Here is a 23,970-nt window from a genome sequence, read left to right as displayed (position 1 = left end):
TTTAAAAGATGCAACCGGAATTTATTATCATACACCAGCAAGTGGCGCCCTATGTAGCCCACATCCAATTGAACCGCCCAAAGGAACTGAACGCATTAAACCTGCAACTCATGGGCGAACTGAGAGACGCCCTGAAAATCCTCGATGCAGACGACGAGGTGCGGGTAATAGTCCTCAGCGGTAACGAAAAAGCTTTCGCCGCCGGCGCCGATATAAAACAAATGGCAGGGAAATCTGCCATAGATATGTATAACATCGATCAGTTCAGCACCTGGGACACCATCAAAAAAATAAAGAAACCTATTATAGCGGCGGTTAGCGGCTTCGCCCTCGGCGGCGGCTGCGAACTCATGATGCTCTGCGATATGATCGTGGCCAGCGAAACCGCCCGCTTCGGACAACCGGAAATAAAACTGGGCGTAATGCCCGGCGCAGGCGGTACTCAGCGCCTTACCCGCGCAGTGGGGAAAGCCCTCGCTATGGAAATGGTGCTTACCGGCCGCTTTATTACCGCAGAAGAAGCACTCCGGGCCGGTCTCATTAACCGTATTGTGCCCGTAGAACTCTTCCTGCAGGAAGCCATAAAACTGGCCGCAGCAACAGCCGCCATGAGCCCTGTAGCCCTTAAAATGGCTAAAGAAGCCGTTTTGAAAGCTTTTGATACCAGCCTGGAAGAAGGATTACATTTTGAACGTAAAAATTTTTATCTTCTCTTTGCATCTGAAGATCAGAAGGAAGGCATGCAGGCGTTTATTGAAAAAAGAGCTCCTGTATTTAAAGGGAAATAGCCCGGAACTTTATTGAAAACCATTAAACTTTTTTATTATCTGACTTGTTAACCTTCCACTGATAAAAAAAATTATGTTGTTAACTGCCGGGAAAGTGGTGCCCGATAGTTGTTGTAGCCCCCTTTTAGTATCAAATAAAAAAAATTTAACCATGAGTGCGAGAAGGATTCCTGTTGCATCACTTTTGTCGCTCACTATCTGCGCGTTTGCATGTAATAGCCCCGCCCAGAAAGTAAGGGCGATTGTACTGGCCGACCAGACTAACCTGCCACCTACCGATACCATGATCGCTGGTGGCGATACTATTCAAACAGACATGGTGGCTTCCTGGAACAGTTTCCTGCAATTCAACGGCAAATACGCTGCGGAAAGTAGTCTTTTTGAAACCGAACCGCTGAAAAGCAGGCTTAACGTACTGATAGGTAAAGCCCGTAAATCTTTTTTTGAAAGATTAAAAGTGACCCCACCCATAGAAGTGGAAAACAAAATACTTTTTAATGAAGGATATATGCCCGGAAAATCAGGCTACGATGAAGCCGTTATTGCCATAGATATGGACCGGGATATCATTTACATCGGCTTCACCGTGAACAGAAGCCTCATGCTCTTCAGCGAAAAAGGAGATACCGACTACCCGGAAAAATTCCTGCAGTGGATGCAGAAATATGAACGCTGAAAGAAAAAGGAAGACCGGTGTGGCCTTCCTTTTTCTTATCTCTTTTAATTATCAAACTTATTCTTCAACGCGGCCAGCTTCGCCTGGAAGTCGTTCAGCGGCGCTTCTTTCGCCGCCGGCTTATTCACCTTCTTCTGCTGGTGTTGCTGATCGCCGCGTGGCTCCCTTCTGGCTCCCTGCTGCTGGGAACCGCCGCCACCGCCTTTCTCATTGTCTTTCATCGATAATGAAATACGCTTACGCGCCACATCAATTTCCAACACGGTTACCTGCACCTTCTGATTCAGCTTTACGGCTTCATTAGGATTGCTGATAAATTTATTGGAGAGATGGGAAATATGCACCAGCCCATCCTGCTTTACACCAATATCCACAAATGCACCAAATGCAGTGATGTTGGTTACCACGCCCGGCAATACCATCCCCGGCTTTACATCCTCCATCTTATGAATGCCTTCGGCATATTCAAAAATAGAGATCTCGTCGCGCGGATCACGGCTAGGCTTGGCCAGCTCCTTCAATATATCTTCCAATGTCAGCAAACCAACTTCGGCACTCACATAATCCTTCGCATTAATTTGTTTACGCAGTTCTTCCTTGCCCATCAGGTCCTGTACAGTGCTGTGTTGTTTGGCGGCCATTTCCCTGATCAGGTCATAACGCTCCGGATGCACCGCGGAATTATCCAGTGGGTTGTCGCCGTTTTCAATACGTAAAAAGCCCGCGCACTGCTCAAATGCTTTATCGCCCAAACGATGCACTTTTTTCAGCTGCATACGGTTACTGAATGCGCCGTTTTCTTTACGGTACTTTACAATGTTCTCCGCAAGGGAAGGACCCAAACCGGAAATATACGCCAGCAGGTGCTTGGAAGCTGTATTGAGGTTCACACCCACATTGTTCACACAGCTCACCACCACCCGGTCCAGGCTCTGTTTTAACGACGACTGGCTCACATCATGCTGGTACTGCCCCACACCAATAGCTTTCGGATCTATCTTCACCAGCTCGGCCAGCGGATCTATCAGCCTGCGGCCGATAGAAATAGCGCCACGCACCGTTACATCATGATCCGGAAACTCCTCACGGGCTACTTCTGAAGCAGAATATACAGACGCGCCGCTTTCATTCACCATAAACACATTGATCTTTTTGCCAAAATCAATCTTCTTTACAAACTCCTCTGTTTCACGACCCGCTGTACCATTACCCACCGCAATAGCTTCGGTATCATATTTTGCCGCCCACTTCTTCAGCAGGGCTTCTGCATCATCTCTCTTGTAATTTTTTTCCAGCGGGAAAATAACATCGTTGTCCAGCATATTGCCCTGGTTATCCAGCGCTACCACCTTACAACCCGTTCTGTAACCCGGGTCAACGGCAATAACGCCCTTTGGTCCCAGCGGCGCTGCCAGTAACAGCTGACGCAGGTTTTCCGCAAATACTTCGATCGCTTCCTGGTCCGCTTTTTCTTTTGCCGACGCCCGGAACTCATTCTCCAGGGAAGGACGCAGCAAACGCTTGTACGCATCTGCCGCAGCTTTGGTTACCTGCTCTGCCGCCTTGCCTTTACCCACCACAAATTGTTTGTTGATCAACGCATTGGCATCTTCCTCTACCGGCGCAATGGAACTGAACAGGATACCCTCGTGCTCTGCACGTAATATCGCCAGCACCCGGTGGGATGGCATCTCCCGCAAATCTTCTGAAAACTCGAAATAGTCTTTATATTTATCGCCTTCGGCTTCTTTTCCTTCCACCACTTTAGAGGTGAGCTTGCCGGTATTGGCAAATAACTTACGCAGCTTGTCGCGGCACTCCGCATTTTCATTGATCCACTCCGCAATAATATCACGCGCACCTTTCAACGCCTCTTCAGACGTTGCCACCTGCTCATTGATAAATGTTTCCGCCGCTGAAATATCACCGTCCTGCTGCTCAAACAACAGGGTAGCCAACGGTTCCAGTCCTTTCTCAATGGCCACGGTAGCACGGGTTTTACGCTTAGGCTTATAGGGCAGGTAAATATCTTCCAGCTCAGCCAGTACCCAGGTGTTTTCTATTTTGGATAATAACTCAGGCGTCATTTTTTCCTGCTCAGTGATCGTTTTGATAATAAAATCACGACGGTCATCCACCTCCTTGTAACGCTTCTGCAGGTCTTCAATACGGCCTATCTGCACCTCATCCAGACTTCCCGTTACCTCTTTACGGTAACGACTGATGAATGGAACCGTAGAGCCTTCAGATAACAGGGTCATGGTGTTTTCTGCCTGTTTACCGGAAATACCCAACTCCGATGAAATAAGCGCAATGTGTTTCGGATTCATAAATCAATACATTTTGGGATTTTTTGATTGCCAGATGACAGGTTTTGTAACCACAATAATTACAAAAATTACCATCTCCAAACCATGAAATCGCTACCATTTAATAGCTCGCAAATGTAACTAAAATGGCCTTTTTACCAAGAAAAAGTATTCCCCATTTTTACACGTCCGTATTTGGTTCTCCGGACCCGTTCCTGCCCGGAATCATCTATGAATATCAAAATCCCCAAATGATCCCTATTTTTACAAAATATGGAAAAGACAGCTACATTTGATCGCCTCCTGCAGATCATGGACGATTTAAGGGAAAAGTGCCCCTGGGACCGCAAGCAAACCATTCAAACGCTTCGTCAGCTCACCATTGAGGAAACCTACGAGCTGGCGGATGCCATCACTGATGAAGACTGGAAGTCCATCAAAGAAGAACTGGGGGATATCCTCCTGCACATCGTTTTCTACGCCAAAATAGGCGCTGAACAGCAGAAATTTGATATAAACGACGTGATAAACGGTGTATGCGATAAACTCATCCACCGCCACCCGCATATTTATGGCGATGTAAAAGCCGATACGGAAGAGGAGGTAAAACAAAACTGGGAAAAACTTAAACTGAAAGAAGGAAAGAAATCCGTACTCAGTGGTGTTCCCCTGTCGCTGCCCGCCCTCGTAAAAGCGATGCGCCTCCAGGAAAAAGCCAAACAAACCGGCTTTGAATGGGATAATACTGCGCAGGTATGGGAGAAGGTAAAGGAAGAAGTGAATGAACTGGAAGAAGCGGTTAACAGCGGGAATATAAATGATATGGAAGATGAATTCGGCGACGTGATGTTCTCTTTGGTGAACTATTCCAGGTTCCTCAACATCGATGCGGAAAATGCCCTCGAACGTACGAATAAAAAGTTCCGGCGCCGGTTTCAGGCAATGGAAGTGCTGGCACTGGAACAGGGCCGCACCCTCAACGATATGAACTTAACGGAAATGGATACACTCTGGAATAAGGTGAAAGCCACAGAGCAATTGTAAATCGCTTTTTTAATACACCCGCATTGATCGATTCTAAAGAAATACGGCTTTTTTTCCTGCGGCATGGCTATCTCCTGATCATTGCAGCCTGGTTGTTTACCTTCGCTTTCCTGTTCAGTAACTACTGGTCGTACTACTCGTCCCCGCAAGGCGTGAAACGCAGTATGGAAAAGAGTATCCATCAACGGGAAAAAACATTCGAAAAACTCGCTAAAGATACTGCCCTCACCAACTCCCTCTTCCAGCGCAGCTACGATCAGAAAACACTGGACAAACTCACCGGCATGGAGTACTACCTCTTTGCCTACGATTCCAATAACACCGGTATCTGGCTCACCTTCTGGAATACCAGCCAGGTACAGCCGGATGAACTGCAAGCCACACTGGAAAACGGTCAGCGGTTCATGAAGCTGAAAAATGGCTATTATGAAGTTATCACCCGGAAAGTAAAATCAGTCCGGGGGCATGCACAATACCTGGTGGCAGCTATTCCCGTCCGCATGGAATACGCCATTAAAAACAACTACCTGGTCAATCACTTTTACGATAAGGAAGAACTGGGAGAAGAGTACAGCATCCTCCGGGAACAACCTGCCCTGGTGGTACCGGAACATACCATCCTGCCGGTAAATAACGGGCAGGAACAAACGCTGTTCTTCCTCGATTATAACAATGGCATGCACGTACATCCTTCCAATAACCTCAGTATACTGCTGCGGGTGCTGGGGTGTATCTGCGTACTTATATTCCTCAACCTCTTTGCCACCCTGCTGGCCAAAACCACCAACCCGCTGTATGGCTTCCTGTTCCTGTTCCTCATCGTATTCGGCATGCGGGTGCTCAGTTACGTATACCCGTTCCCGTTTAACCTGAAGGAACTCAATATCTTCGACCCCAGGATCTACGCCAAAGATGAAATCTTTTACTCGCTCGGCGATCTGCTGATCAACGTATTACTCACCTTCTGGATGATCCTCTTTTTCCGGGAACACGTAAAAACCATCAACCCGCCGGTACTCAAAAAAAGATGGGCGCAGAGCGTGGTGATCATCATCGCCAGCCTGATCCTCTATATCGTGGAACAATTCCTGGCAGACCTCATCCAGAGCCTGGTAATAGATTCCAAGATCTCCTTTGATGTTACCAACCCCTTCAGTCTTACGGAATACAGTATCATTTACAGCATCATCGGCTTTATGGTACTGGGCTTCATATCTTTCAGCTTTTTATTCTTCTCCCAGATCATCAACTACCTGCTGAATGAACTTACCAATTTCCAGTACCGTACCAAATATATCTGGCTGGCTGCAGTAGGCATCATCTGGCTGCTGTTCCGTATCCACAACCCGGAACTGCCGTTCTCCGTTACAATGGTGATCTGGCTGCTGATTTACATCGTGCTGCTCGACTTCCTCGCTGATCGCTTTGAAAGCAGTATGGCCACCGTACCGTTTCTGTTCTGGCTCTTCCTGCTCACCATCACCACCTCTGGTGCACTGGTACATTATAACAATCATAAGGAGCTGTATGCCCGTCAGAAACTCGCGGAAGACCTGTCCAAACAAAAGGACCCTTACCTGGAAATGCTGCTGAATGATATCGGTAAAAAGATAGAACACGACGAAGCCCTCCAGTTTTTTTTCCAGGACCGTAGCGGCAGAACCCACCGTAAGTCGGCGTTCGACAGCCTGCTGCTGCCAAAATACTTCCAGGGCTACCTGAGCAGGTTCCGGGTAAACCTTTATGCCTATGATGAAAACGGCGCCTCCCTGTTTTCTTCAGATACCGCCAGCCTGGTAACTTTTAACCGGCAGATATTTACCGAGTCGGAATCCTCTCCATCACTGGTGCCCGGCAACGACCTGTATTATTATGAACGCAGCTTCAACGACTACAGCTATATCGCTAAAAAGGAATTTCATAACGCCGGCGGGGAAGTAACCGGCTGGCTGGTATACACCCTGGCGCCAAAACCGGTAAGCAGCGAACGGCTTTATCCCGAGCTGCTGGTGGAAGGCGATATGAGCGATCCCGGCCGCGAATACGCCGGCGCCTACTCCTTTGCCGTATACGATAAAGGCATCCTCGTTAGTAATAACAATGATTTTCCTTTCCCCATCCGTTTATATGCACATGAACTGCCTGTGGCAGATGTTACCGTAAAATCCATCAAAGGTTATTCAGAACTGATCTACCGCGCTACCCCGGAGAAAGTAGTGATAGTGGTAAAAGAAAACAGGATGTTCGTGGAATTCATCACCCTGTTCGCTTACATGTTCTGTTTGTTCCTGCTCATCATTGCAGTATACAAAGCATTCGACCTGCTCATCAAAGCAAGGATGCGGATCAGCAATCTGCGCGCACTGATCAATATCAGTATCCGCAAAAAAGTACATGGCACCATCATCTTTGTTGTTATTTTTTCTTTCCTGATATTGGGCATCACTACTATCAAATTCTTTATCTACCGCTCTGAAATGCAGAACCGCGAACGGCTCAGCAAAACCATGAGAGAAGTAGCCAAAGACGTGGAAAAGGTATTGGAAAACCAACGCGACCTGGACCAGGTAGGGGATATGTATGATTCAGAACTGATGAAAAAACTGGCCACCTCCCTGGCGGATATCGCCAATGAAAGGGCCCTGGATATTAATATCTACGACCGCGATGGCAACCTGCAGCAAACCACCCAGCCGATGATGACGGACAAAGGGCTGATCTCTGTAAAAATAGATCCGCAGGCATTCTATAGTTTATACCGGCTGGAACAGATCCAGTTTATCCATACAGAATATATCGGGGTGATGCCGTTCCTGTCGGGCTACATGCCGTTGCGTAATCATGATACACATGAAGTGATCGCATACCTGAACGTTCCTTATTTCGCCACGCAAACAGAACTGAACCAGCAGATTTCTAACTTCCTGGTGGCCCTCATCAATTTCAACGCCTTCATTTTCCTTATCGCAGGAATGGTGGCGTTGCTGATCACCAATTCCATTACCCGTTCGTTCTCGCTGGTAACGGAAAAGCTCCGGCACGTAAACCTGGGCCAGCGCAACGATGAAATAGAATGGGATAAAGATGATGAAATCGGCGCGCTGGTAAAAGAATATAATAAGATGGTACGCAAGCTGGAAGTGAGCGCGGTGCGATTGGCTAAAAGCGAAAGGGAAGGAGCATGGCGTGAAATGGCGCGGCAGGTAGCCCATGAAATCAAGAACCCGCTCACGCCCATGAAGCTGAGCATCCAATACCTGCAACGCGCTATCGCCGGCGATTCACCCAATGTGAAGGAGCTGTCGCGCAAAGTGGCCGGTACACTCGTGGAACAGATCGAACACCTCTCCAATATTGCGTCCGACTTCTCCGCCTTTGCCCGCATAGGCGAACCCAATAACGAAGAATTCCTGCTTAATGAGGTATTGTATTCTCTCACCTCATTGTACCAGGGGCATGAAGATTGTGAAGTTACCTACGTGCAGCCCACCCGCAATTTTTATGTATTCGCAGATAAAACCCAGATGAACAGGCTGTTCACCAACCTGCTGCTGAACGCTATACAGGCCATTCCCGACGACCGCAAAGGACAGATCGTGGTAAGGTTACAAATGACTGCTGATAGTCACGTGATAGTGAGCGTATCCGATAACGGCGAAGGCATTTCCACGGAAATACAATCCCGTATTTTCGTTCCCAACTTCACCACCAAGTCTTCCGGTACCGGCCTCGGACTGGCCATGTGTAAAAACATTGCCGAGCAGGCGAGAGGGGAGATCTGGTTTGAAACAAAGCTGAATGAAGGTACTACGTTCTATGTGAAGTTGCCGTTGCAGGGGCATTAAGCGGATTTTGTCTTTCTGCCTGATTACACTGATTTTACTTTTTTGATTTTATAGATTTCTTCAGATTTAATAATAATAACTAAGGGAGATAAAAGCGAATATACCCGCTTATATCTCCCTTAATCCTTTATAAAATCAATAAAGTAAAATCAGTGTAATCAGGCAGAAAGACAAAATCCGCGTTTACTGCTGTTGTGTATCTTCTTTAGCTACAAAGCTTTCTTTGATTTTTTCCAGCAGTTTGCTTTCGATCATTTGCTGCGCCAGCTGTATCATGTTTTTAAAGGCAGTTTCCTGGGAAATACCATGACCAATAATTACTGGTTTGGAAACGCCTAAAACGGGAGTACCGCCATATGATTCAGAATCAAATTTTTTCATGTAGTCATCCTGGATATTACGTCTTAACGCAATTTCATGGAATGATTCGGCCATCTTAAGTACGATGTTGCCGGTAAAGCCTTCGCATACAATTACATCTGCTTTTTCGGAGAGGATATCCCTTCCTTCAATGTTGCCGATGAAATTAATTTGTTTGCTTTCTTTTAACAGCGGGTAAGTTGCCTGCGCAAGCAGGTTGCCTTTACCTTCTTCTTCGCCGATATTCAGTAAACCAACTTTAGGATTGGGTACCTGAAGAATATGTTTGGAATATAGGGATCCGAGAAGGGCAAATTGTGCCAGGTTTTCAGGTTTGCAGTCGGCGTTGATACCTACGTCAAGCAAGAGGCCGTACGTACCGTTTTCACGGGGTACCAGAGTAGATATAGTAGGACGTTGCACTCCCTCTATGGCTTTAATGGAATAATAGGTGCCTACCATCATGGCGCCGGTATTACCTGCGCTGATGAAAGCATCTATTTTTTCATTTTTCAGTAAATGAAAACCGATAGAGATGGAGGATTGTGGCTTCTCTTTCAGCGCCTTGGTAGGGTGTTCATCCATCCCGATTACCTGGGATGAATGAACAACTGAATATTTTGATTGGTCCAGCTGTGCTGCTGCAATTAAAGGAGCTAACTGTTGTTCGTCTCCAATTAAAACCAGATGCACCTCAGATGCAACAGTGTCTAAATATAATTTTACTCCTTTTACTGCTTCCGTGGGCGCGAAATCGCCACCCATCATATCAAGCCCGATTCTCATGTAACTCAAGGTTTGTTCTTGTTAGCTCGGGTAAAAATAGTAAAATAATTTATTATTTAGCTGCGCTCTGTTTTTCCAACACTACTTTTCCTCTGTAGTACAGTTTGTTTTCCACCCAATGAGCACGGTGTCTCAGGTGCACTTCACCGGTTGCGCTGTCTGTGCTTAATGTATCCGCTACCGCCTTATAATGCGTTCTTCTCTTTGCTGATCTTTGCTGAGAATGTCTGCGTTTAGGATTTGGCATTTTATTTAATTTTTAATTGTCCTTAAATTTATCCAATCCTTTCCAGATTGGGTTATCGTTTTCTTTTGCCTGCTGGTTCATTTGCTCCAGCATTTCAATCACTTTCGGATTACACCCGCTTTTGCCATCGGCATTGTCGGGATGTATACGTTGCATTGGAATGCTCAGATGGATGAACTCGTATATAAATTCTGCCACGTTCAAATGGCTCTCTGTCTTCAGTATATACGATACATCCGGATCTTCTTCTCCACTTGCCAGCTCTTCCGGGTTCTCTGCCAGCTTTACTATCTGGTTAAAATCATCCCATAGCTGCATTTCGAAAGGCTCTCCACACCGGTCGCAGGTAACTGTTACCTTCCCACCTATCGCAAATTTCAGTAAGAAGAAGTTACTCTTCTTATCCAATGTGAGATTTACACTCACCTCGCAATTACTGAAATCCCTCGGCTCCTCGAAATTATCAAAGAAACGTTCCCCGATAGCATAATGAAATGAATGTTCCCCTGGGTTTAATCCAACAAAGGCTATATCAAATTCGCGGAGTGGTTTCATATCAATATCCTCACTTTTAGAGGGATGCAAAGGTAATTAAATATTTGCAATTGCAAAAATTTCATAAATTTGTTTACCAACGATATCTTATTTATATATATATTTATATCATAAAATATCAGCCATATTGATGTTGTGGCATCCAGGCGTGAGGCGCAAAGGTACGTAATTCGCTTTTATCTTATACCTGATTTTCACAATTCAACGATTTTATTGAAAACCCGTATCCCCATTCCATCAAAACGATGAAGGCCACAGGAAAATACAGTAAGAAAATAAACACTACTGGTAGTGCCGGCATGCCTTTAAACGGTGCGCCGGACCTCTTTTCCCTGCCCATAACAGCCTGGCTCAACAGCACCAGCGCCGGTCTGCTGGTGACCAATGAAAAGCATCGCTGCATATGGGTAAATGACATTTTCAGCCGGTATATGAATGGAAATACTCCCCTGAACTGCTCTTATCCTGAACTGATCCGCTATCTGAAGCCAATGGTAGCCGATTACGTGCCGCTGGAAGCTAAAATGAAATCCCTCCGCAAGGAAAAAAAGCCCTGGTTCGGCTGGGAAGTGCCCTTCCGCAACGGCCATATCTGGGAAATTAACTACCTCCCCGTATTCAACGGTGAAATATTCAGCGGCAGCATCTGGCAGGCCGTCGATATCACCCGCCGGCACAACGTGCAGGAAGAAATAAAACGCAATGAGGAAAAATTCAGGGTCATCCTCGATAACCTCAACGCCGCCATGTGCGAAACAGACGTAAAAGGCAATATCACCCGCGTATACGAAAGCTTTTGCCGCCTCTCCGGCTATAATGAGCAGGAACTCATCGGCCGGAACATCACCGACGTTTTTGTACCGGAAAATAACCGGGCCTACGCCCGTGCCCTCCGTAAAAAGCGCCTCGATGAAAACGTGCCCCTCGTGTACGACATGGAAATAAAACTGAAAGACGGCTCCAACCGGTGGATCCTCGCCAGCTCGGCTAATATATACGACCGCCACGGCAACATCACCGGCGGGGCAGGAATCCACATGGATATCACCGACCAGAAAAAACTGCAACAGGAACTGGATACAGCCCGCCGCCAGGCTGAAGAAGCCCAGCGTGCCCAGAAAGATTTCCTCGCCAGCATGAGCCACGAAATCCGCACACCGCTCAATGCCATCATCGGCATGGCCCATCTGCTCGAAGAAACCCACCTGGACCCGCAACAGCAGGAATACGTCAACATCCTGAAAAACTCCTCCGGCATACTGCTGGGCATAGTCAGTGATATTCTCGATATTTCACGCATTGAAGCCAGGGAAATACAGGTTAACCAACGCGAATTCAACCTCCGCGAACTGATCCAGTCACTACGCAATACCTTTGAACTCAAACTGGGCCGCCGCCCCGTAAAAATAACCGCCGAACTGGACGCCGCTCTCGATACCTGGCTGATCGGCGACGATCTGCTAATGAACCAAATACTAATCAATTTGTTAGGTAATGCAGAGAAGTTCACCAACGAAGGCGAAATTGCCATCACTGCCACCCAGGAAAGCTGGCAGGAAAATAAACTGTGGATACGCTTCCGGGTATGCGATACAGGCATAGGCATCAAAAAGGATAAACTGGAACTCATTTTCCGGAACTACAAACAGGCAGAAGACGATATCCGTGAAAAATACGGTGGCACAGGCCTGGGACTCGCCATCGTTAAACAACTCGTGGAAATCCAGGGTGGCAACATCACCGTGGAAGAACGCCCCGGCTTTAATACCTGCTTTAGTTTCAGTATCCCTTTCCTGGATAGCCGCCGGCCACTCACCGTCAACACCGGTAAACTAAGCAGGAAATTATTGCAACGGTCATTTGAAGACGCCAGAGTCCTGGTGGTGGAAGATAACCAGATGAATCTGCGCTATATCATGAGCCTGCTGGAAAAATACAAAATCAACTATCAGTTGGCTACCAATGGCCCGGATGCCACCTGGTTCCTTGAATCCCGCCAATACGACCTTATCCTCATGGATATCCGTATCCCCGGCATGAATGGTATGGAACTGGCTCAAAAAATAAGGGCAGATGAAGAAAAACCGAATGTTGCTACACCGGTGATCGCCACTACCGCCGTAGCAATGGAAAGCACCGCCACTATGGCAAGGGCCGCCGGAATAACAGACATACTCACCAAACCCTATACACCGGACCAGCTATTACAGATTTTTAATAAATATCTCAACGAAGACGAAACAGAACTAATAATGGAAGAAGTGCAGAACTTAAGCGGATTTGAGTTTAATAACGATTTGGATGTCAAATATCTCACAGATCTCTATGAGAGCAATATTTCCTATGCCGCCGACCTCTTTGAAATTTTTATCAGAACCATCCGGGACGAAATCACCAAACTGCAAACAATGGTGGACAACCATGAATGGGAAGCCATGAAATTCCAGGTACATAAACTGAAACCGAATTTCGCAATGGTGGGCCTCACCTGGATCAGCGCTAAAATGCAGGAACTGGAAAATTATCTCCGTATCAACCAGGAACTGCACAGTGCAGAAATCTGCCGGCTTTTTGATGAAATTACGGAAGATGTAAACCGCTACTATCCACTTGTGGAAGAAGAATATGGCAAGATGCGCGATTTTATCGACTCCCCCGGCGAATGATCAGTACGATTGCAGCACCTCTTTCATGCTGTTGTAATAATTACCGCCAAATAAAATAAAATGTACCATCAACGGGTATAACTGGCAAATGCCTATCCGCTGCTGCCACCCCGGCTGCAATGGATAGGCAGCCTGATACGCATAATAAAACCGCGTGTCAAAACCTCCGAAAAGCCGCGCCATCGCCAGATCTATTTCCCGGTGGCCATAATACACCGCCGGATCAAAAACACAGGCCCGCCCGTTACTCCCCACCATAAAATTACCCGACCACAAATCACCATGCAGTAACGCCGGCGCTTCCACCGGGAATATCTGTGGCAACTGCCTGCACAACCGCTCTACCTGCTGCACCAGCTGCCTGTCTACCAGCTGCCGGTCATAAGCCATCCTGATCAGCGGCAACAAACGGTTAAACGCATAAAACACCGGCCAGCTGCTATAAGGCGTATTATACTGCTTCAAACTTCCCACATAATTGGTTCCCGCATACCCATAATGAGGCTGCGTTACACGATGCTGCTTTGCCAGCGAAACAGCAAAGTCATCCCAGAAATCAGCTACCGCCTGCCCCTTCGTCAGGAACTCCTGTAACAGGTAAGCCCGTCCGTTCACACTCCCGTATGCGAACGGTTTGGGAGTCTGTAATGCTTTGGCAGCCTGCAACTCCAGCAACCCCGCATACTCCTGCTTAAACATATCAGGGTACTTCCCGGCATCATTCATCTTGATAAAAAAATATCCTTCGTTGGTGCCTATACGAAAAGATTCGTTAATATCACCACCATGCACGCTTTTTGCATCATTAATATGTATTTTTACTTTCAAATGTTCGGAAAGTGCTACGCTTAACTGTTTTTGTAGAATTTCATCTATCATGTTCCGCCACATTATATGGAGACAAAAGTCCGGATTAAAAAGAAAATCGTCCGTATTGTACTAACACTTACGGCTATACTGTTGTTAAAAGGATTATTCGCCTGGAGTAACCGCTTCGGCGATTTCTACTTCCATAGGTGGTACGATTGGAGTAGTTTGGCGTTCAGACAAGTAACAGGTATAGTTCCATTCAGTATTGGCGATGTAATATATACTGCCTGGATTATCGGAGGAATACTCTATTTGTTAAAACTATGTTATAAACTCATCCGCGCACGCTGGGAAGCCCTGGGTTTTCAATTGCTTCGCGGTGTTCAATTCCTGCTGGGGGTATATCTTGCCTTCCTCGTATTATGGGGCTTTAACTACGAACGCAATTCCCTCACCCGCGATACCCGTCTCGTTACAGGTACTTATAATACGCAGCAACTTTACCACCTGTCGGATACACTACTGCAGTTAGTCAACCTGGAAAAGGCCAACACGGGCGATACCACCGGCGTCATGAAAACAGATACCACTGGCAAACCCGTTTTTGAAAGGGCCATCGATGCTTACGATGCCGCTGCCAAAACCTGGCCCGCCCTGCGTTATAAAGCACCCGGCATAAAACCGGCTATGTTTGGCCACTGGCTTAATTACCCCGGTATTACCGGCTACCTCAACCCGTTTACCAACGAAGCGCAGGTAAATACCACCATTCCCGACGTATTGCTGCCATTTGTTTCCTGTCATGAAATTGCACACCAGATCGGTTATGCACCGGAAGAAGAAGCCAACTTTGTAGGTTACCTGGCGGCTACCAGCATTCCGGATAGCCATTTCCGTTATGCCGCCAATTTTGATATGTTCCTCTATAGCGTACGCCAGCTCGCCCGCCGCGATACCACCCTGGCCCGTAACATCTGGAAAAGGGCGCTCCCCGGCGTAAAAGCCGACTATAAAGCCATCATGGATTTTTATGAACCCTATACAGGAAAATTAGATGCCTATTCCTCCCTGCTGTACGACCGCTATCTCAAAGCCAATAAACAGGACAAAGGCATCCGCAGTTACAGCGAAGTAACCGGCTGGCTTATCGCCTACTTCAAATTATAACAAACATCAGTTCATCATCAGCACATTCACGCTGCGCTGCAAAATATTAAAGGCAATTTCTGCCATCAGGTTTTCACGGTCAAGCGTAGGGTTTACTTCGGTGATCTCAAAACAACAGATCTTTCGGTGCTGCATGAATTTGGCAATCAGATCCTCTGCTTCCCGCTCCCTCAATCCATTACTTACCGGCGTGCCGGTACCTTTGGAAATAGAAGCGTCCAGGCTATCCACGTCAAAAGAAACATAGATGTACTCACAATCACTCAGGTAACGGAACACGGAACGGGAAATATTCTCCGGCCCTTTCCTGCGTACCTCACTGGTGGTGATCACCTTCATGCCATATTGCTTGATCAGGTAATCTTCTTCTTTCTCATAATCCCGCAGGGAAATAAATACAATATCTTCCGGAAGCACCTTCGGCGCTATTTTGCCGATATTTTTCAAGGCATTCCACATTTTAGCGGTATTCTCGTCCAGGTCATGCACCTTGCAGTCCATATTGTCCTCCGCAATGGCTGTAGCCAGCGGCATACCATGCATATTACCGGAAGGGGTGGTATAAGGTGTATGCAGATCAGCATGCGCATCTATCCAGATCACGCCCAATTTGGCTTTGGGATGCGCCATCTTCAAACCGGCAATCGTTGCGCCGGCAGTGCTGTGGTCACCGGAAAGCAACACCGGGAACCAGTTGGCCTTTACCGTTTCACACACACTTTTGCTGATACGCTCGTACATGTTAAAAGTACCTTTGATCCTTTTGGCATAGGGCGATTCAATAGGTTCAAACAACAGCTTATTTTCCGTTTCAATTGCTTCGGTGGGGAAGTGTACAAAAAAGTTGCTCATAAAGTCCAGCGCGGCAATCTTAATAGCATCTACACCCAAACTGGCGCCACGCGTACCTGCTCCTATTTCTGATTTTACTTCTATTATTTTAATGTTCTTCATAAAAATAGCATTAAAGGCAAGCTACAGGATTTTATGTGAATGCCCAAAGCGCCGGAACCGGTGAGGGTGAAAAACTTGTATATAATACATGAATCAAATCCAATACAGTGGCGTTATTGTAGCGATTTGTTCAATATTTCCCCGGTTCTGGTTGACAACGTTGAATTTTAACCGGGCTATTTTTTTAGCTGCTGATTTATAAATAATTTGAGTCTATTACCATATTATAAAATTAAAATCATGGACTTTCAATTGACGGAAGAGCATCTGATGATACAAAAGGCAGCACGCGATTTTGCTGTTACGGAATTACTGCCAGGTGTAATAGAAAGGGATGAACACCAGAAGTTCCCCACAGAACAGATCAAAAAACTGGGAGAACTCGGCTTCCTCGGTATGATGGTGAGCCCGAAGTATGGAGGAGCAGGACTGGACGCGATCTCTTATGTGCTGGCAATGGAAGAAATCTCAAAAATTGATGCCTCCGCCTCCGTGGTGATGAGTGTTAATAACTCCCTCGTTTGCTGGGGGCTCGAAACATTTGGTACAGAAGAACAAAAACAGAAATACCTCGTACCCCTGGCTTCCGGGCAGATAATTGGCGCGTTTATGTTAAGTGAGCCTGAAGCCGGTTCTGATGCTACTTCCCAGCGTACGATCGCAGAAGATAAAGGAGATCATTACCTGCTCAACGGCACCAAAAACTGGATCACCAACGGTAACTCCGCCAGCGTATACCTGGTAATGGCGCAAACCCACCCCGAAAAAGGAAGTAAAGGCATCAACGCCCTCATCGTGGAAAAAGAAATGCCCGGTATCACCATCGGCGCCAAAGAAAACAAACTCGGCATCCGCGGCAGCGATACCCATAGCGTGATGTTCCAGGATGTAAAAGTGCCAAAGGAAAACAGGATAGGAGAGGACGGCTTCGGGTTTAAATTTGCCATGAAAACCCTCGCCGGTGGCCGTATTGGCATCGCGTCCCAGGCACTCGGCATCGCCAGTGGCGCGTATGAACTGGCCCTGAAATATTCTAAAGAAAGAAAAGCATTCGGTAAAGAAATAGCCCAGCACCAGGCCATCCAGTTTAAACTGGCAGATATGGCTACCCGCATAGAAGGCGCCCGCCTGTTATGCCTCAAAGCCGCCTGGGATAAAGATCAGCACCAGGACTATACCCTCAGCAGCTCTATGGCCAAGGTATTTGCCTCCGAAACAGCCATGTGGGTAACCACCGAAGCCGTACAGGTACACGGCGGTTATGGTTACGTAAAAGAATACCACGTGGAACGCCTCATGCGCGATGCCAAGATCACCCAGATCTATGAAGGTACCTCAGAAGTACAACGCATCGTTATCAGCAGGAGTATCCTCAGCTAACGCGGATTTTGTCTTTTTCAGGATTAGGCTGATTATACTGATTTCATTGATTTTTACTTTTTGATTTTATAAGGATTTTAAATGATTTAGGGAGATATAAGCGATTTTCGCTTATATCTTCCTAAATCATTTAAAATCAAAAGTGATCAAATCCCTAAATCAGCATAATCAGCCTAATCCTGAAAAAGACAAAATCCGCTTATCTTTGCCCGATGGCAATTAATTTAGAAGCATACCACGAAGTTCTCGACCGGCTCCATCCATATCACGCCCGGCTGGTAGCCGTTTCCAAAACGAAACCAGTGGAAGATATCGCTGCGTTCTATGCAGCAGGACAACGGATCTTCGGCGAAAACTACGTACAGGAACTAACAGAAAAACAAGCACTTTTACCGGCAGACATAGAATGGCATTTTATTGGTCACCTGCAATCCAATAAAGTAAAATTCATCGCGCCATTTGTTCATACTATTCATGCAGTGGATAGTCTTAAACTGCTGCAGGAAATCAATAAACAGGCCGCTAAACACCAGCGTGTTATTCATTGCCTGTTACAGGTACACATTGCAGCAGAAGAAACAAAGTTTGGTATGGATGCGCAGGTGTTACAGCAACTGCTGCAAACATATCACGCTGATCCATCCGCTTTTTCACAGGTACGCATTGCCGGCATGATGGGCATGGCTACCAACACTTCCAATGAAACACAGATCCGTGAAGAGTTCCACCAGCTCCACAAATTGTTTGGATCCGTTAAAACCACTTACTTTAACAACGAAGCGTACTTTAAAGAACTGTCCATTGGCATGAGCGCCGATTATCACCTCGCCCTGCAGGAAGGGAGTACCCTGGTACGTATCGGCAGCCTGCTCTTTGGCGAAAGGAACTATTCACAAATGTAGTCTTATGAAAAAACTAAGTATCCTCCTGGCAGGTATCGGCCTGGCTTTTACCGCCTGCAATACCGGTCAATCCGTTAAAACCCTTGCCAATGGTGTGTGGCAGGCAAAACTGCACCGCGCCGACGGGGCAGATATCGTTTTCAACTTTGAAGTAAAAGATACCGCCGGTAAAAAAGTACTGTACGTACTGAACGCCACAGATAAATTACTGGTAGATGAAGTCACCATAGCCGGCGACTCCCTGTTGATAAAAATGCCCTTCTTCGACTCGGAATTCAAAGCAAAGCTTACTTCCGACAGCGCTGCAGAGGGCCTCTGGATCAGGCACCTGGCCGATAAAGACGTAAGCATTCCTTTCTCTGCAGTAGCAGGCAGGGCGGAACGCTTCGCTGTAAACACCCCTTCCGCTGCCAATGTGTCCGGCCGATGGGTAACACAGTTCGTATCTTCAAAAGATAAAGACAAAGCCCCTTCTACCGCCATCGGGGAGTTTAAACAATCCGGTAACATCGTATACGGCACCTTCCTCACCACCACCGGCGACTATCGCTTCCTGGATGGTGTGGTAGATGGCGATACCCTGCGCCTCTCCACCTTCGACGGCTCCCATGCGTACCTGTTTACGGCCCGCGTTGGGAAAGACAGCATCACAAACGGCCGCTTCTTCGCCGGTATCGGCGACGGACTCGAATACTGGTCGGCTGTGAAAAATGATACCGCCAAACTCGCCGACGAAAGAACCATCGTCACCATGAAACCCGGTCAGCGACAACTTGATTTCACCTTCCCTGATCTTAACGGCAACAAGGTGAGCATCAAAGACGACCGTTTCAAAAATAAAGTAGCCATCATCACCCTCATGGGCTCCTGGTGCCCTAACTGTATGGACGAAACCGGCTTCCTCAGCAAATGGTACGAGAAGAACAAAGACCGCGGCGTGGAAGTGATCGGGCTGGCCTATGAACGCACCACCGACTTCGAAAAGTCGAAAAACGCGCTCGAAGGCTTCCTGAAACGCTTTAATGTGAGCTATCCGGTACTGATCACCGGCGTAACGCCCGCTGATCCGGCAAAAGGAGAGAAAACCCTCCCGCAGCTAACCGGCATCAAAGGCTTCCCCACCACCATCTTCATCGATAAAAAAGGAAATGTGCAGGAAGTGCATACCGGTTTTTCCGGCCCCGGTACAGGAGAACATTATGAGCAGTTCCAGGCCGACTTTAACCGGCTGGTTTCCAGTATGTTGGAAGCTGAATAGGGCCAGATCAGGTCCATATCAAGTCCACCTCAAGTCCACCTCAAAGGCATGGATGAAGCATGGATAAGGCATGGATGAAGCGTAGTTAAAGCATGCCCGAAGCATCGGAGAGGTTATCTTCCCGTTAACAATCCGTTTTCATACCTGGTGCTTTTCAGATATTCGGGCTAAAAAGGTATTATAACGAAGATATAAGACTATTATATAATATTGTACCGAAACACATAAATCCTCTCTGGTATTTGCTTTCCGGGGACGATTTACTTTTTAATAAAATTTATTATTTCATTTCTTTCAAAAAGGTTTGAAAAATACCAGAATCTAATTATTTTACTGCTCCGTTTGACTTTTATAAATTCCATTATCTAATACGCTTATCTTATCCACCTGCCGGGACAATGTCAATTCTGATGTTGTCCTGGATAGCGTTCCCTTCGAATTTTCACGATATTGATACTGGTACATTTACTCTCTCTTAGCAGGTGGTTTCTCTTCCCTTCTTTTACACAATAACATTTCTTTAAGATCGGATCTTCTCTACACACTTTTACTGGCCTGATATTTGGAATTTTTTGGTTACAGTGTGAATGAACCATGCACACAAATCATTTGTTAAACCATAAAAATCCAGAAATTATGTCTACAACGAAATTTCTTGCAGGTGCTATAGCCGGCCTGACTACCGGTTTAGTAATTGGATTATTAACAGCCCCTGATAGCGGTGATAAAACCCGCAAAAAGATTAAAACAACAGCAGATGATTGGCGTCATAAGATCAATGGCCTGGTAGGAAAAGGCGGAGAGGACTTGTCAGATCTGAAAGAAGTATTCGAACATGAAATAACCGGCCTGCAGGATGATGTTCGCCAAAGAGTGCTGAAGCTGATTAACAAAAGTCAGGGCGTTTACAACAAGTTCAGAAGAGAAGCATTGTCATAATGATAGTTTACATAAAAAAAAGCGGAGATAACAAACAGATGGTTCATTATCTCCGCTTTTTTATTGTGTAAAAACTTACTTCAGGATTTCACCGGTTTCCATATAATTTTTGAAACGTTTGATATCTTTTACCAGCATATTTTCAAACGCAGGATTTAGCAGCCAGGCCAGTCCTGAGCCTACATATCCGGCTGGTGGCCGGTAGGTGATCATCACATCAATTTCCGTTCCCGCGTTAAAGGTTTCCCGGAAAGTAACCCTGCCCGCGGTGGCAATAGAGGACCCCGGTAATGATCTCCAGCCAATCAGCTCTCCCGGTACCTCTTTCACAATTTCAGCATCCCATTCCAGCGTACCAATGCCGCCAGGCCCCTTTACCACCCAATGCGAATGGAACGGATCCGTTTCTTCCACCGACTGCAAATGTTTCATAAACACCGGCAGGTTGTTCAGCTGACGCCAGAAATAATATACTTCCTCCTTCGGATTGTCAATAGAAATAGTAGTCCTGATATTTACAGACGCAGTATGCCTGTCCGGTTTCCGCTTACCCAGAAACCCATTCACCAGGTCGTTGCCACTGATACCTCTGTATAACAGGTAGCCAGCTCCCAGGAGTTTAAAAAGACTTGATACAGGCGATTTATCTACTTTGCTGATGGCATTGCCGAGCAGCCAGGCACCGGTAAAAATGGAAACAATTCTGCCTTCGGGTGTAACATTGATGATATTAGAGCTATCATATAAGGATCCTGCTTTTGGTTGTTGTGGATCTTGAAGATTAAGTTGTTGTGTTAAGGAACTCATATATACAGTTTGGGGAACCTACAGCTAAAACCCTGCACTTTTGTTGGGAATGGGTTAAGTTGTTGATATTTAATAAGATAGATATGATGATGCCCGCCATATTCCTGTGGCACATCCGATACGGTGCGTAATTTCTTACACACTACCGCTCACAAGGGGAAACATATATACTTTACCGGTAGGAAGCTATTGTCCTCACCAATTATATGCCAACCATATCTTGCATTTCTCTCCGCGATGGGTTATCTTAACCCCGTTAAATAAAAGAACACATGAAAAAAGTACTGACCGCGTTATTACTGCTGGCCGGCCTCCAAAGCTCGGCACAGAAGGAAATTGCCCCCAATAAATGGCTGAAACTCTTTAATGGCAAGGATCTGAAAGACTGGGACATTAAAATAACCGGGCATGACCTGAATGATAATTTTGGAAATACCTTCCGGGTAGACAGCGGCATGCTGAAAGTGAGCTACGAAAAGTATGATGAGTTCAGAGAACAATATGGACACATCTTTTATAAAAAGAACTTTTCAGCCTACCTGGTGGTAGTGGAATATAAATTTACCGGCAACCAGGTGAAAGGCGGCCCGGGTTGGGCCTTCCGTAACAGCGGTATCATGCTGCACGGACAAACTGCCGCCAGTATGACCAAAGACCAGGACTTCCCCATTTCGCTGGAAGAACAACTGCTGGGTGGCAATGGTACCGATCCCCGCTCTACGGCAAACCTGTGCACACCCGGCACCAACGTGGTGATGAATGGAAAACTCATCAAAGACCATTGCATCAGCTCCACTTCCAAAACTTATCATGGTGATGTATGGGTACGCGCGGAAGCCCTCGTACTGCGCGACTCCGTTATCAAACACATTGTAGAAGGAGATACCGTTATTGTATACAATAAACCGCAGATGGGCGGAGGCAACGTGTTGCATCCCAAACCCGGACTGTTACAGGAGGGTAAACTCCTATCGGAAGGTTCCATTTCCCTGCAAAGTGAAAGTCACCCGGTGGCCTTCCGGAAAGTAGAACTGTTCGACCTGTCGCCCTACATCAATGACCCGGTTAAGCTGAATAAAATCCTCCACCTGCTGCAGAACCGGCCGGGAGCGAAAAAAGCAAAATAACATGATGACAGGGGCGGGGCGTACCATCTTTAACCGCTTTAGGCTACCTTTGCCCCCTCGAAAGAAATAGCATGGAAAATTGTACGCTCTATACGCACGAAGTGGAAATGGAGAAAGTGTTGACCCGTATGAGGGCGCATTTTGGAGAACAGGCAGTAAAAGTAAACGGACCGGCAAACCGTTGGGAACAACTGACCATCACATCAGGGAAAAAACTGCTGCGAAAGGGCCACACCCTCACCATCAACTACCGCCAGCGCGCCACACCCGGCTACCAGCTGGTACGTAGCGATGACCCGGTAACCACCAACCTGCTCGGCATGCACGGCTTTGTACAACAGCTGCCGGCCGACAATCCCGCCCTGAAGGAACTATTACTCGCAAAAGTAGCTACACTCAATACCGAAATCGTTATCCTCGCCAACCCTTCATTCAACGGCGACCTCCGTGCCGCCATCATGGACCTGGCCGACGAACTGGATGGTATCTTCTTCTGCGAAAATAACTTCATCTTCAACACCGAAGTACAGGGCTTCTGGGACAAAACCGGCGCACTGCTCCTCGATGTAAACGGCCATTCTACCGCTACCAATCTCACCGTAAATATCAACGCACAGTATTTCGATAGCCAGGATGCTCCCCCGGCTGCCGCAACAGAAAGAAAACAACGGAACATACAATTCCTGCAGGAAATGCAGGTGAAAACAACCGTCAACCTTCCTGTTATCAGCGATGAAAGCGAGGTAGTACTGCGCACCGCAACAGAAACAGCCCAACGCGTAGCTGTACTCGCCGCCGTAAACACCGTGGCCTTCGGATACCTGGAAAGCCCCGCAGTAATCAGCTACCTGCAACAACATCAGCTCTGGGATAAAACCACACCCGCCGAAAGAGCTTTCCTGGAAGATCCGCAGGAAGACGCAAAAACACGGGAAACCTGGAAGTGTGAAGATATATGGGTATTGCTTTGGGCATTAAAAAAAGTGCCCTCCCTCGGGGAAATGGACGCACTCTGCAACCTCGATATGGTGCCGGAAGAAGCTTTCCCCTTCCGCGGCCCCGCTTCTGATCCTTCCGCATTCCTCGCCGGCGCAACCGAATTGCGCAGCGCCGGAGAAATACTCGATGCCAACGACCTCTACTACCGCGCCAATTGGGCCTGTGTAGACGCCCGCATAAAAGGAGAAAAGGAACCGCTGCATCCCGGAATTGTATATGAAAGACATTATGCCCTCAACTGGCTCACCAACTACAGGAACCAATGCTGGGATGATGTTACCTGCGATACCTAAACGCGAATTTTGTCTTTCTCAGGATTAAACTGATTAAACTGATTTGCTTGATTTTACT

At 46.9% G+C, this 23,970-nt stretch carries 19 protein-coding genes; 12 read left to right on the top strand and 7 right to left on the bottom strand.

Annotated features, from left to right (window positions below; all coding sequences use genetic code 11):
• Nucleotides 1-8: 8 nt before the first annotated feature.
• Both ACMXI2_RS19675 and ACMXI2_RS19670 read left to right on the top strand, forming a co-directional pair.
• Nucleotides 9-788 carry an enoyl-CoA hydratase-related protein gene (locus tag ACMXI2_RS19675; protein WP_483777773.1) on the top strand — a complete coding sequence of 260 codons (780 nt, stop codon included), beginning with the start codon at nt 9-11 and terminating at the stop codon, nt 786-788.
• Between the two features lie 151 nt (nt 789-939).
• Entirely contained in the window at nt 940-1,464 is a 525-nt protein-coding gene (locus tag ACMXI2_RS19670) for a hypothetical protein (RefSeq protein ID WP_483777772.1), read from the top strand.
• 44 nt (nt 1,465-1,508) lie between these two features.
• On the opposite strand, the gene ACMXI2_RS19665 is transcribed toward ACMXI2_RS19670, so the two are convergent.
• Nucleotides 1,509-3,794 (bottom strand): Tex family protein, encoded by a 2,286-nt coding sequence (locus ACMXI2_RS19665; RefSeq protein ID WP_483777771.1) that lies wholly within the window; start codon nt 3,792-3,794, stop codon nt 1,509-1,511.
• 252 nt (nt 3,795-4,046) lie between these two features.
• Here ACMXI2_RS19665 and mazG point away from each other — a divergent pair, with 252 nt between their 5' ends.
• Together mazG and ACMXI2_RS19655 are read left to right on the top strand one after the other, a co-directional pair.
• On the top strand, nt 4,047-4,817 hold the full coding sequence (mazG, locus tag ACMXI2_RS19660) for a nucleoside triphosphate pyrophosphohydrolase (RefSeq protein ID WP_483777770.1): 771 nt from the start codon (nt 4,047-4,049) through the stop codon (nt 4,815-4,817).
• A 23-nt stretch (nt 4,818-4,840) separates the two neighbouring features.
• Entirely contained in the window at nt 4,841-8,662 is a 3,822-nt protein-coding gene (locus tag ACMXI2_RS19655; RefSeq protein ID WP_483777769.1) for a sensor histidine kinase, read from the top strand.
• A 183-nt stretch (nt 8,663-8,845) separates the two neighbouring features.
• Here ACMXI2_RS19655 and plsX read toward each other — a convergent pair whose 3' ends face one another.
• The 3 genes from plsX to ACMXI2_RS19640 are packed head-to-tail and all read right to left on the bottom strand — an operon-like array spanning nt 8,846 to nt 10,610.
• Nucleotides 8,846-9,808: a phosphate acyltransferase PlsX gene (plsX, locus tag ACMXI2_RS19650; protein WP_483777768.1), complete on the bottom strand. Its 963-nt coding sequence runs from the start codon at nt 9,806-9,808 to the stop codon at nt 8,846-8,848.
• A 52-nt stretch (nt 9,809-9,860) separates the two neighbouring features.
• Nucleotides 9,861-10,055: a 50S ribosomal protein L32 gene (gene rpmF, locus ACMXI2_RS19645; protein ID WP_079473289.1), complete on the bottom strand. Its 195-nt coding sequence runs from the start codon at nt 10,053-10,055 to the stop codon at nt 9,861-9,863.
• 12 nt (nt 10,056-10,067) lie between these two features.
• Complete coding sequence (locus ACMXI2_RS19640; protein WP_483777767.1) at nt 10,068-10,610, bottom strand: YceD family protein; 543 nt, start codon at nt 10,608-10,610, stop codon at nt 10,068-10,070.
• A gap of 245 nt (nt 10,611-10,855) precedes the next feature.
• Here ACMXI2_RS19640 and ACMXI2_RS19635 point away from each other — a divergent pair, with 245 nt between their 5' ends.
• Nucleotides 10,856-13,276, top strand: coding sequence for a PAS domain-containing hybrid sensor histidine kinase/response regulator (locus ACMXI2_RS19635; protein WP_483777766.1), 2,421 nt, complete (start codon nt 10,856-10,858; stop codon nt 13,274-13,276).
• Here ACMXI2_RS19635 and ACMXI2_RS19630 read toward each other — a convergent pair whose 3' ends face one another.
• The gene (locus tag ACMXI2_RS19630) at nt 13,277-14,155 is read right to left on the bottom strand and encodes a fructosamine kinase family protein (protein WP_483777765.1); all 879 of its coding nucleotides are present in this window, start codon (nt 14,153-14,155) and stop codon (nt 13,277-13,279) included.
• Nucleotides 14,156-14,170: 15 nt separating this feature from the next.
• On the opposite strand from ACMXI2_RS19630, the gene ACMXI2_RS19625 reads away from it, so the two are divergent.
• Nucleotides 14,171-15,253, top strand: a complete 1,083-nt coding sequence (locus ACMXI2_RS19625; RefSeq protein WP_483777764.1) for a DUF3810 domain-containing protein — start codon at nt 14,171-14,173, stop codon at nt 15,251-15,253.
• 6 nt (nt 15,254-15,259) lie between these two features.
• Here ACMXI2_RS19625 and ACMXI2_RS19620 read toward each other — a convergent pair whose 3' ends face one another.
• Entirely contained in the window at nt 15,260-16,207 is a 948-nt protein-coding gene (locus ACMXI2_RS19620; RefSeq protein ID WP_079473296.1) for an arginase, read from the bottom strand.
• A gap of 240 nt (nt 16,208-16,447) precedes the next feature.
• Here ACMXI2_RS19620 and ACMXI2_RS19615 point away from each other — a divergent pair, with 240 nt between their 5' ends.
• The 4 genes from ACMXI2_RS19615 to ACMXI2_RS19600 all read left to right on the top strand — a co-directional run bounded on the left by ACMXI2_RS19615 (nt 16,448) and on the right by ACMXI2_RS19600 (nt 20,686).
• On the top strand, nt 16,448-17,587 hold the full coding sequence (locus ACMXI2_RS19615) for an acyl-CoA dehydrogenase (RefSeq protein WP_079473297.1): 1,140 nt from the start codon (nt 16,448-16,450) through the stop codon (nt 17,585-17,587).
• A 212-nt stretch (nt 17,588-17,799) separates the two neighbouring features.
• On the top strand, nt 17,800-18,489 hold the full coding sequence (locus ACMXI2_RS19610) for a YggS family pyridoxal phosphate-dependent enzyme (RefSeq protein ID WP_483777763.1): 690 nt from the start codon (nt 17,800-17,802) through the stop codon (nt 18,487-18,489).
• Nucleotides 18,490-18,493: 4 nt separating this feature from the next.
• Nucleotides 18,494-19,747 (top strand): TlpA disulfide reductase family protein, encoded by a 1,254-nt coding sequence (locus ACMXI2_RS19605; protein ID WP_483777762.1) that lies wholly within the window; start codon nt 18,494-18,496, stop codon nt 19,745-19,747.
• A gap of 636 nt (nt 19,748-20,383) precedes the next feature.
• Nucleotides 20,384-20,686: a YtxH domain-containing protein gene (locus tag ACMXI2_RS19600; RefSeq protein ID WP_483777761.1), complete on the top strand. Its 303-nt coding sequence runs from the start codon at nt 20,384-20,386 to the stop codon at nt 20,684-20,686.
• Nucleotides 20,687-20,761: 75 nt separating this feature from the next.
• Here ACMXI2_RS19600 and ACMXI2_RS19595 read toward each other — a convergent pair whose 3' ends face one another.
• Complete coding sequence (locus ACMXI2_RS19595) at nt 20,762-21,493, bottom strand: SRPBCC family protein (protein ID WP_483777760.1); 732 nt, start codon at nt 21,491-21,493, stop codon at nt 20,762-20,764.
• A gap of 272 nt (nt 21,494-21,765) precedes the next feature.
• Here ACMXI2_RS19595 and ACMXI2_RS19590 point away from each other — a divergent pair, with 272 nt between their 5' ends.
• Both ACMXI2_RS19590 and ACMXI2_RS19585 read left to right on the top strand, forming a co-directional pair.
• Nucleotides 21,766-22,620, top strand: a complete 855-nt coding sequence (locus tag ACMXI2_RS19590) for a 3-keto-disaccharide hydrolase (protein ID WP_483777759.1) — start codon at nt 21,766-21,768, stop codon at nt 22,618-22,620.
• A gap of 71 nt (nt 22,621-22,691) precedes the next feature.
• Nucleotides 22,692-23,912 (top strand): DUF4272 domain-containing protein, encoded by a 1,221-nt coding sequence (locus tag ACMXI2_RS19585; protein WP_483777758.1) that lies wholly within the window; start codon nt 22,692-22,694, stop codon nt 23,910-23,912.
• The last annotated feature ends 58 nt before the right edge of the window (nt 23,913-23,970 follow it).

The sequence above is a fragment of the Chitinophaga sp. G7 BAM 1005 genome, from assembly GCF_057126945.1.
Note: the sequence above shows the minus strand (reverse complement) of the source record. Positions and strands in the feature narration are given on the sequence as shown.

Bases quoted from the DNA above. Each gene is read 5' to 3' on its own strand.
- ACMXI2_RS19600 (WP_483777761.1), top strand. From the start codon at position 20,384: ATGTCTACAACGAAATTTCTTGCAGGTGCTATAGCCGGCCTGACTACC.
- ACMXI2_RS19640 (WP_483777767.1), bottom strand. From the start codon at position 10,610: ATGAAACCACTCCGCGAATTTGATATAGCCTTTGTTGGATTAAACCCA.
- ACMXI2_RS19605 (WP_483777762.1), top strand. From the start codon at position 18,494: ATGAAAAAACTAAGTATCCTCCTGGCAGGTATCGGCCTGGCTTTTACC.
- ACMXI2_RS19610 (WP_483777763.1), top strand. From the start codon at position 17,800: ATGGCAATTAATTTAGAAGCATACCACGAAGTTCTCGACCGGCTCCAT.
- ACMXI2_RS19625 (WP_483777764.1), top strand. From the start codon at position 14,171: ATGGAGACAAAAGTCCGGATTAAAAAGAAAATCGTCCGTATTGTACTA.
- ACMXI2_RS19585 (WP_483777758.1), top strand. From the start codon at position 22,692: ATGGAAAATTGTACGCTCTATACGCACGAAGTGGAAATGGAGAAAGTG.
- ACMXI2_RS19615 (WP_079473297.1), top strand. From the start codon at position 16,448: ATGGACTTTCAATTGACGGAAGAGCATCTGATGATACAAAAGGCAGCA.
- ACMXI2_RS19620 (WP_079473296.1), bottom strand. From the start codon at position 16,207: ATGAAGAACATTAAAATAATAGAAGTAAAATCAGAAATAGGAGCAGGT.
- ACMXI2_RS19670 (WP_483777772.1), top strand. From the start codon at position 940: ATGAGTGCGAGAAGGATTCCTGTTGCATCACTTTTGTCGCTCACTATC.
- ACMXI2_RS19595 (WP_483777760.1), bottom strand. From the start codon at position 21,493: ATGAGTTCCTTAACACAACAACTTAATCTTCAAGATCCACAACAACCA.
- ACMXI2_RS19590 (WP_483777759.1), top strand. From the start codon at position 21,766: ATGAAAAAAGTACTGACCGCGTTATTACTGCTGGCCGGCCTCCAAAGC.
- ACMXI2_RS19675 (WP_483777773.1), top strand. From the start codon at position 9: ATGCAACCGGAATTTATTATCATACACCAGCAAGTGGCGCCCTATGTA.
- rpmF (WP_079473289.1), bottom strand. From the start codon at position 10,055: ATGCCAAATCCTAAACGCAGACATTCTCAGCAAAGATCAGCAAAGAGA.
- plsX (WP_483777768.1), bottom strand. From the start codon at position 9,808: ATGAGAATCGGGCTTGATATGATGGGTGGCGATTTCGCGCCCACGGAA.
- ACMXI2_RS19665 (WP_483777771.1), bottom strand. From the start codon at position 3,794: ATGAATCCGAAACACATTGCGCTTATTTCATCGGAGTTGGGTATTTCC.
- mazG (WP_483777770.1), top strand. From the start codon at position 4,047: ATGGAAAAGACAGCTACATTTGATCGCCTCCTGCAGATCATGGACGAT.
- ACMXI2_RS19635 (WP_483777766.1), top strand. From the start codon at position 10,856: ATGAAGGCCACAGGAAAATACAGTAAGAAAATAAACACTACTGGTAGT.
- ACMXI2_RS19630 (WP_483777765.1), bottom strand. From the start codon at position 14,155: ATGATAGATGAAATTCTACAAAAACAGTTAAGCGTAGCACTTTCCGAA.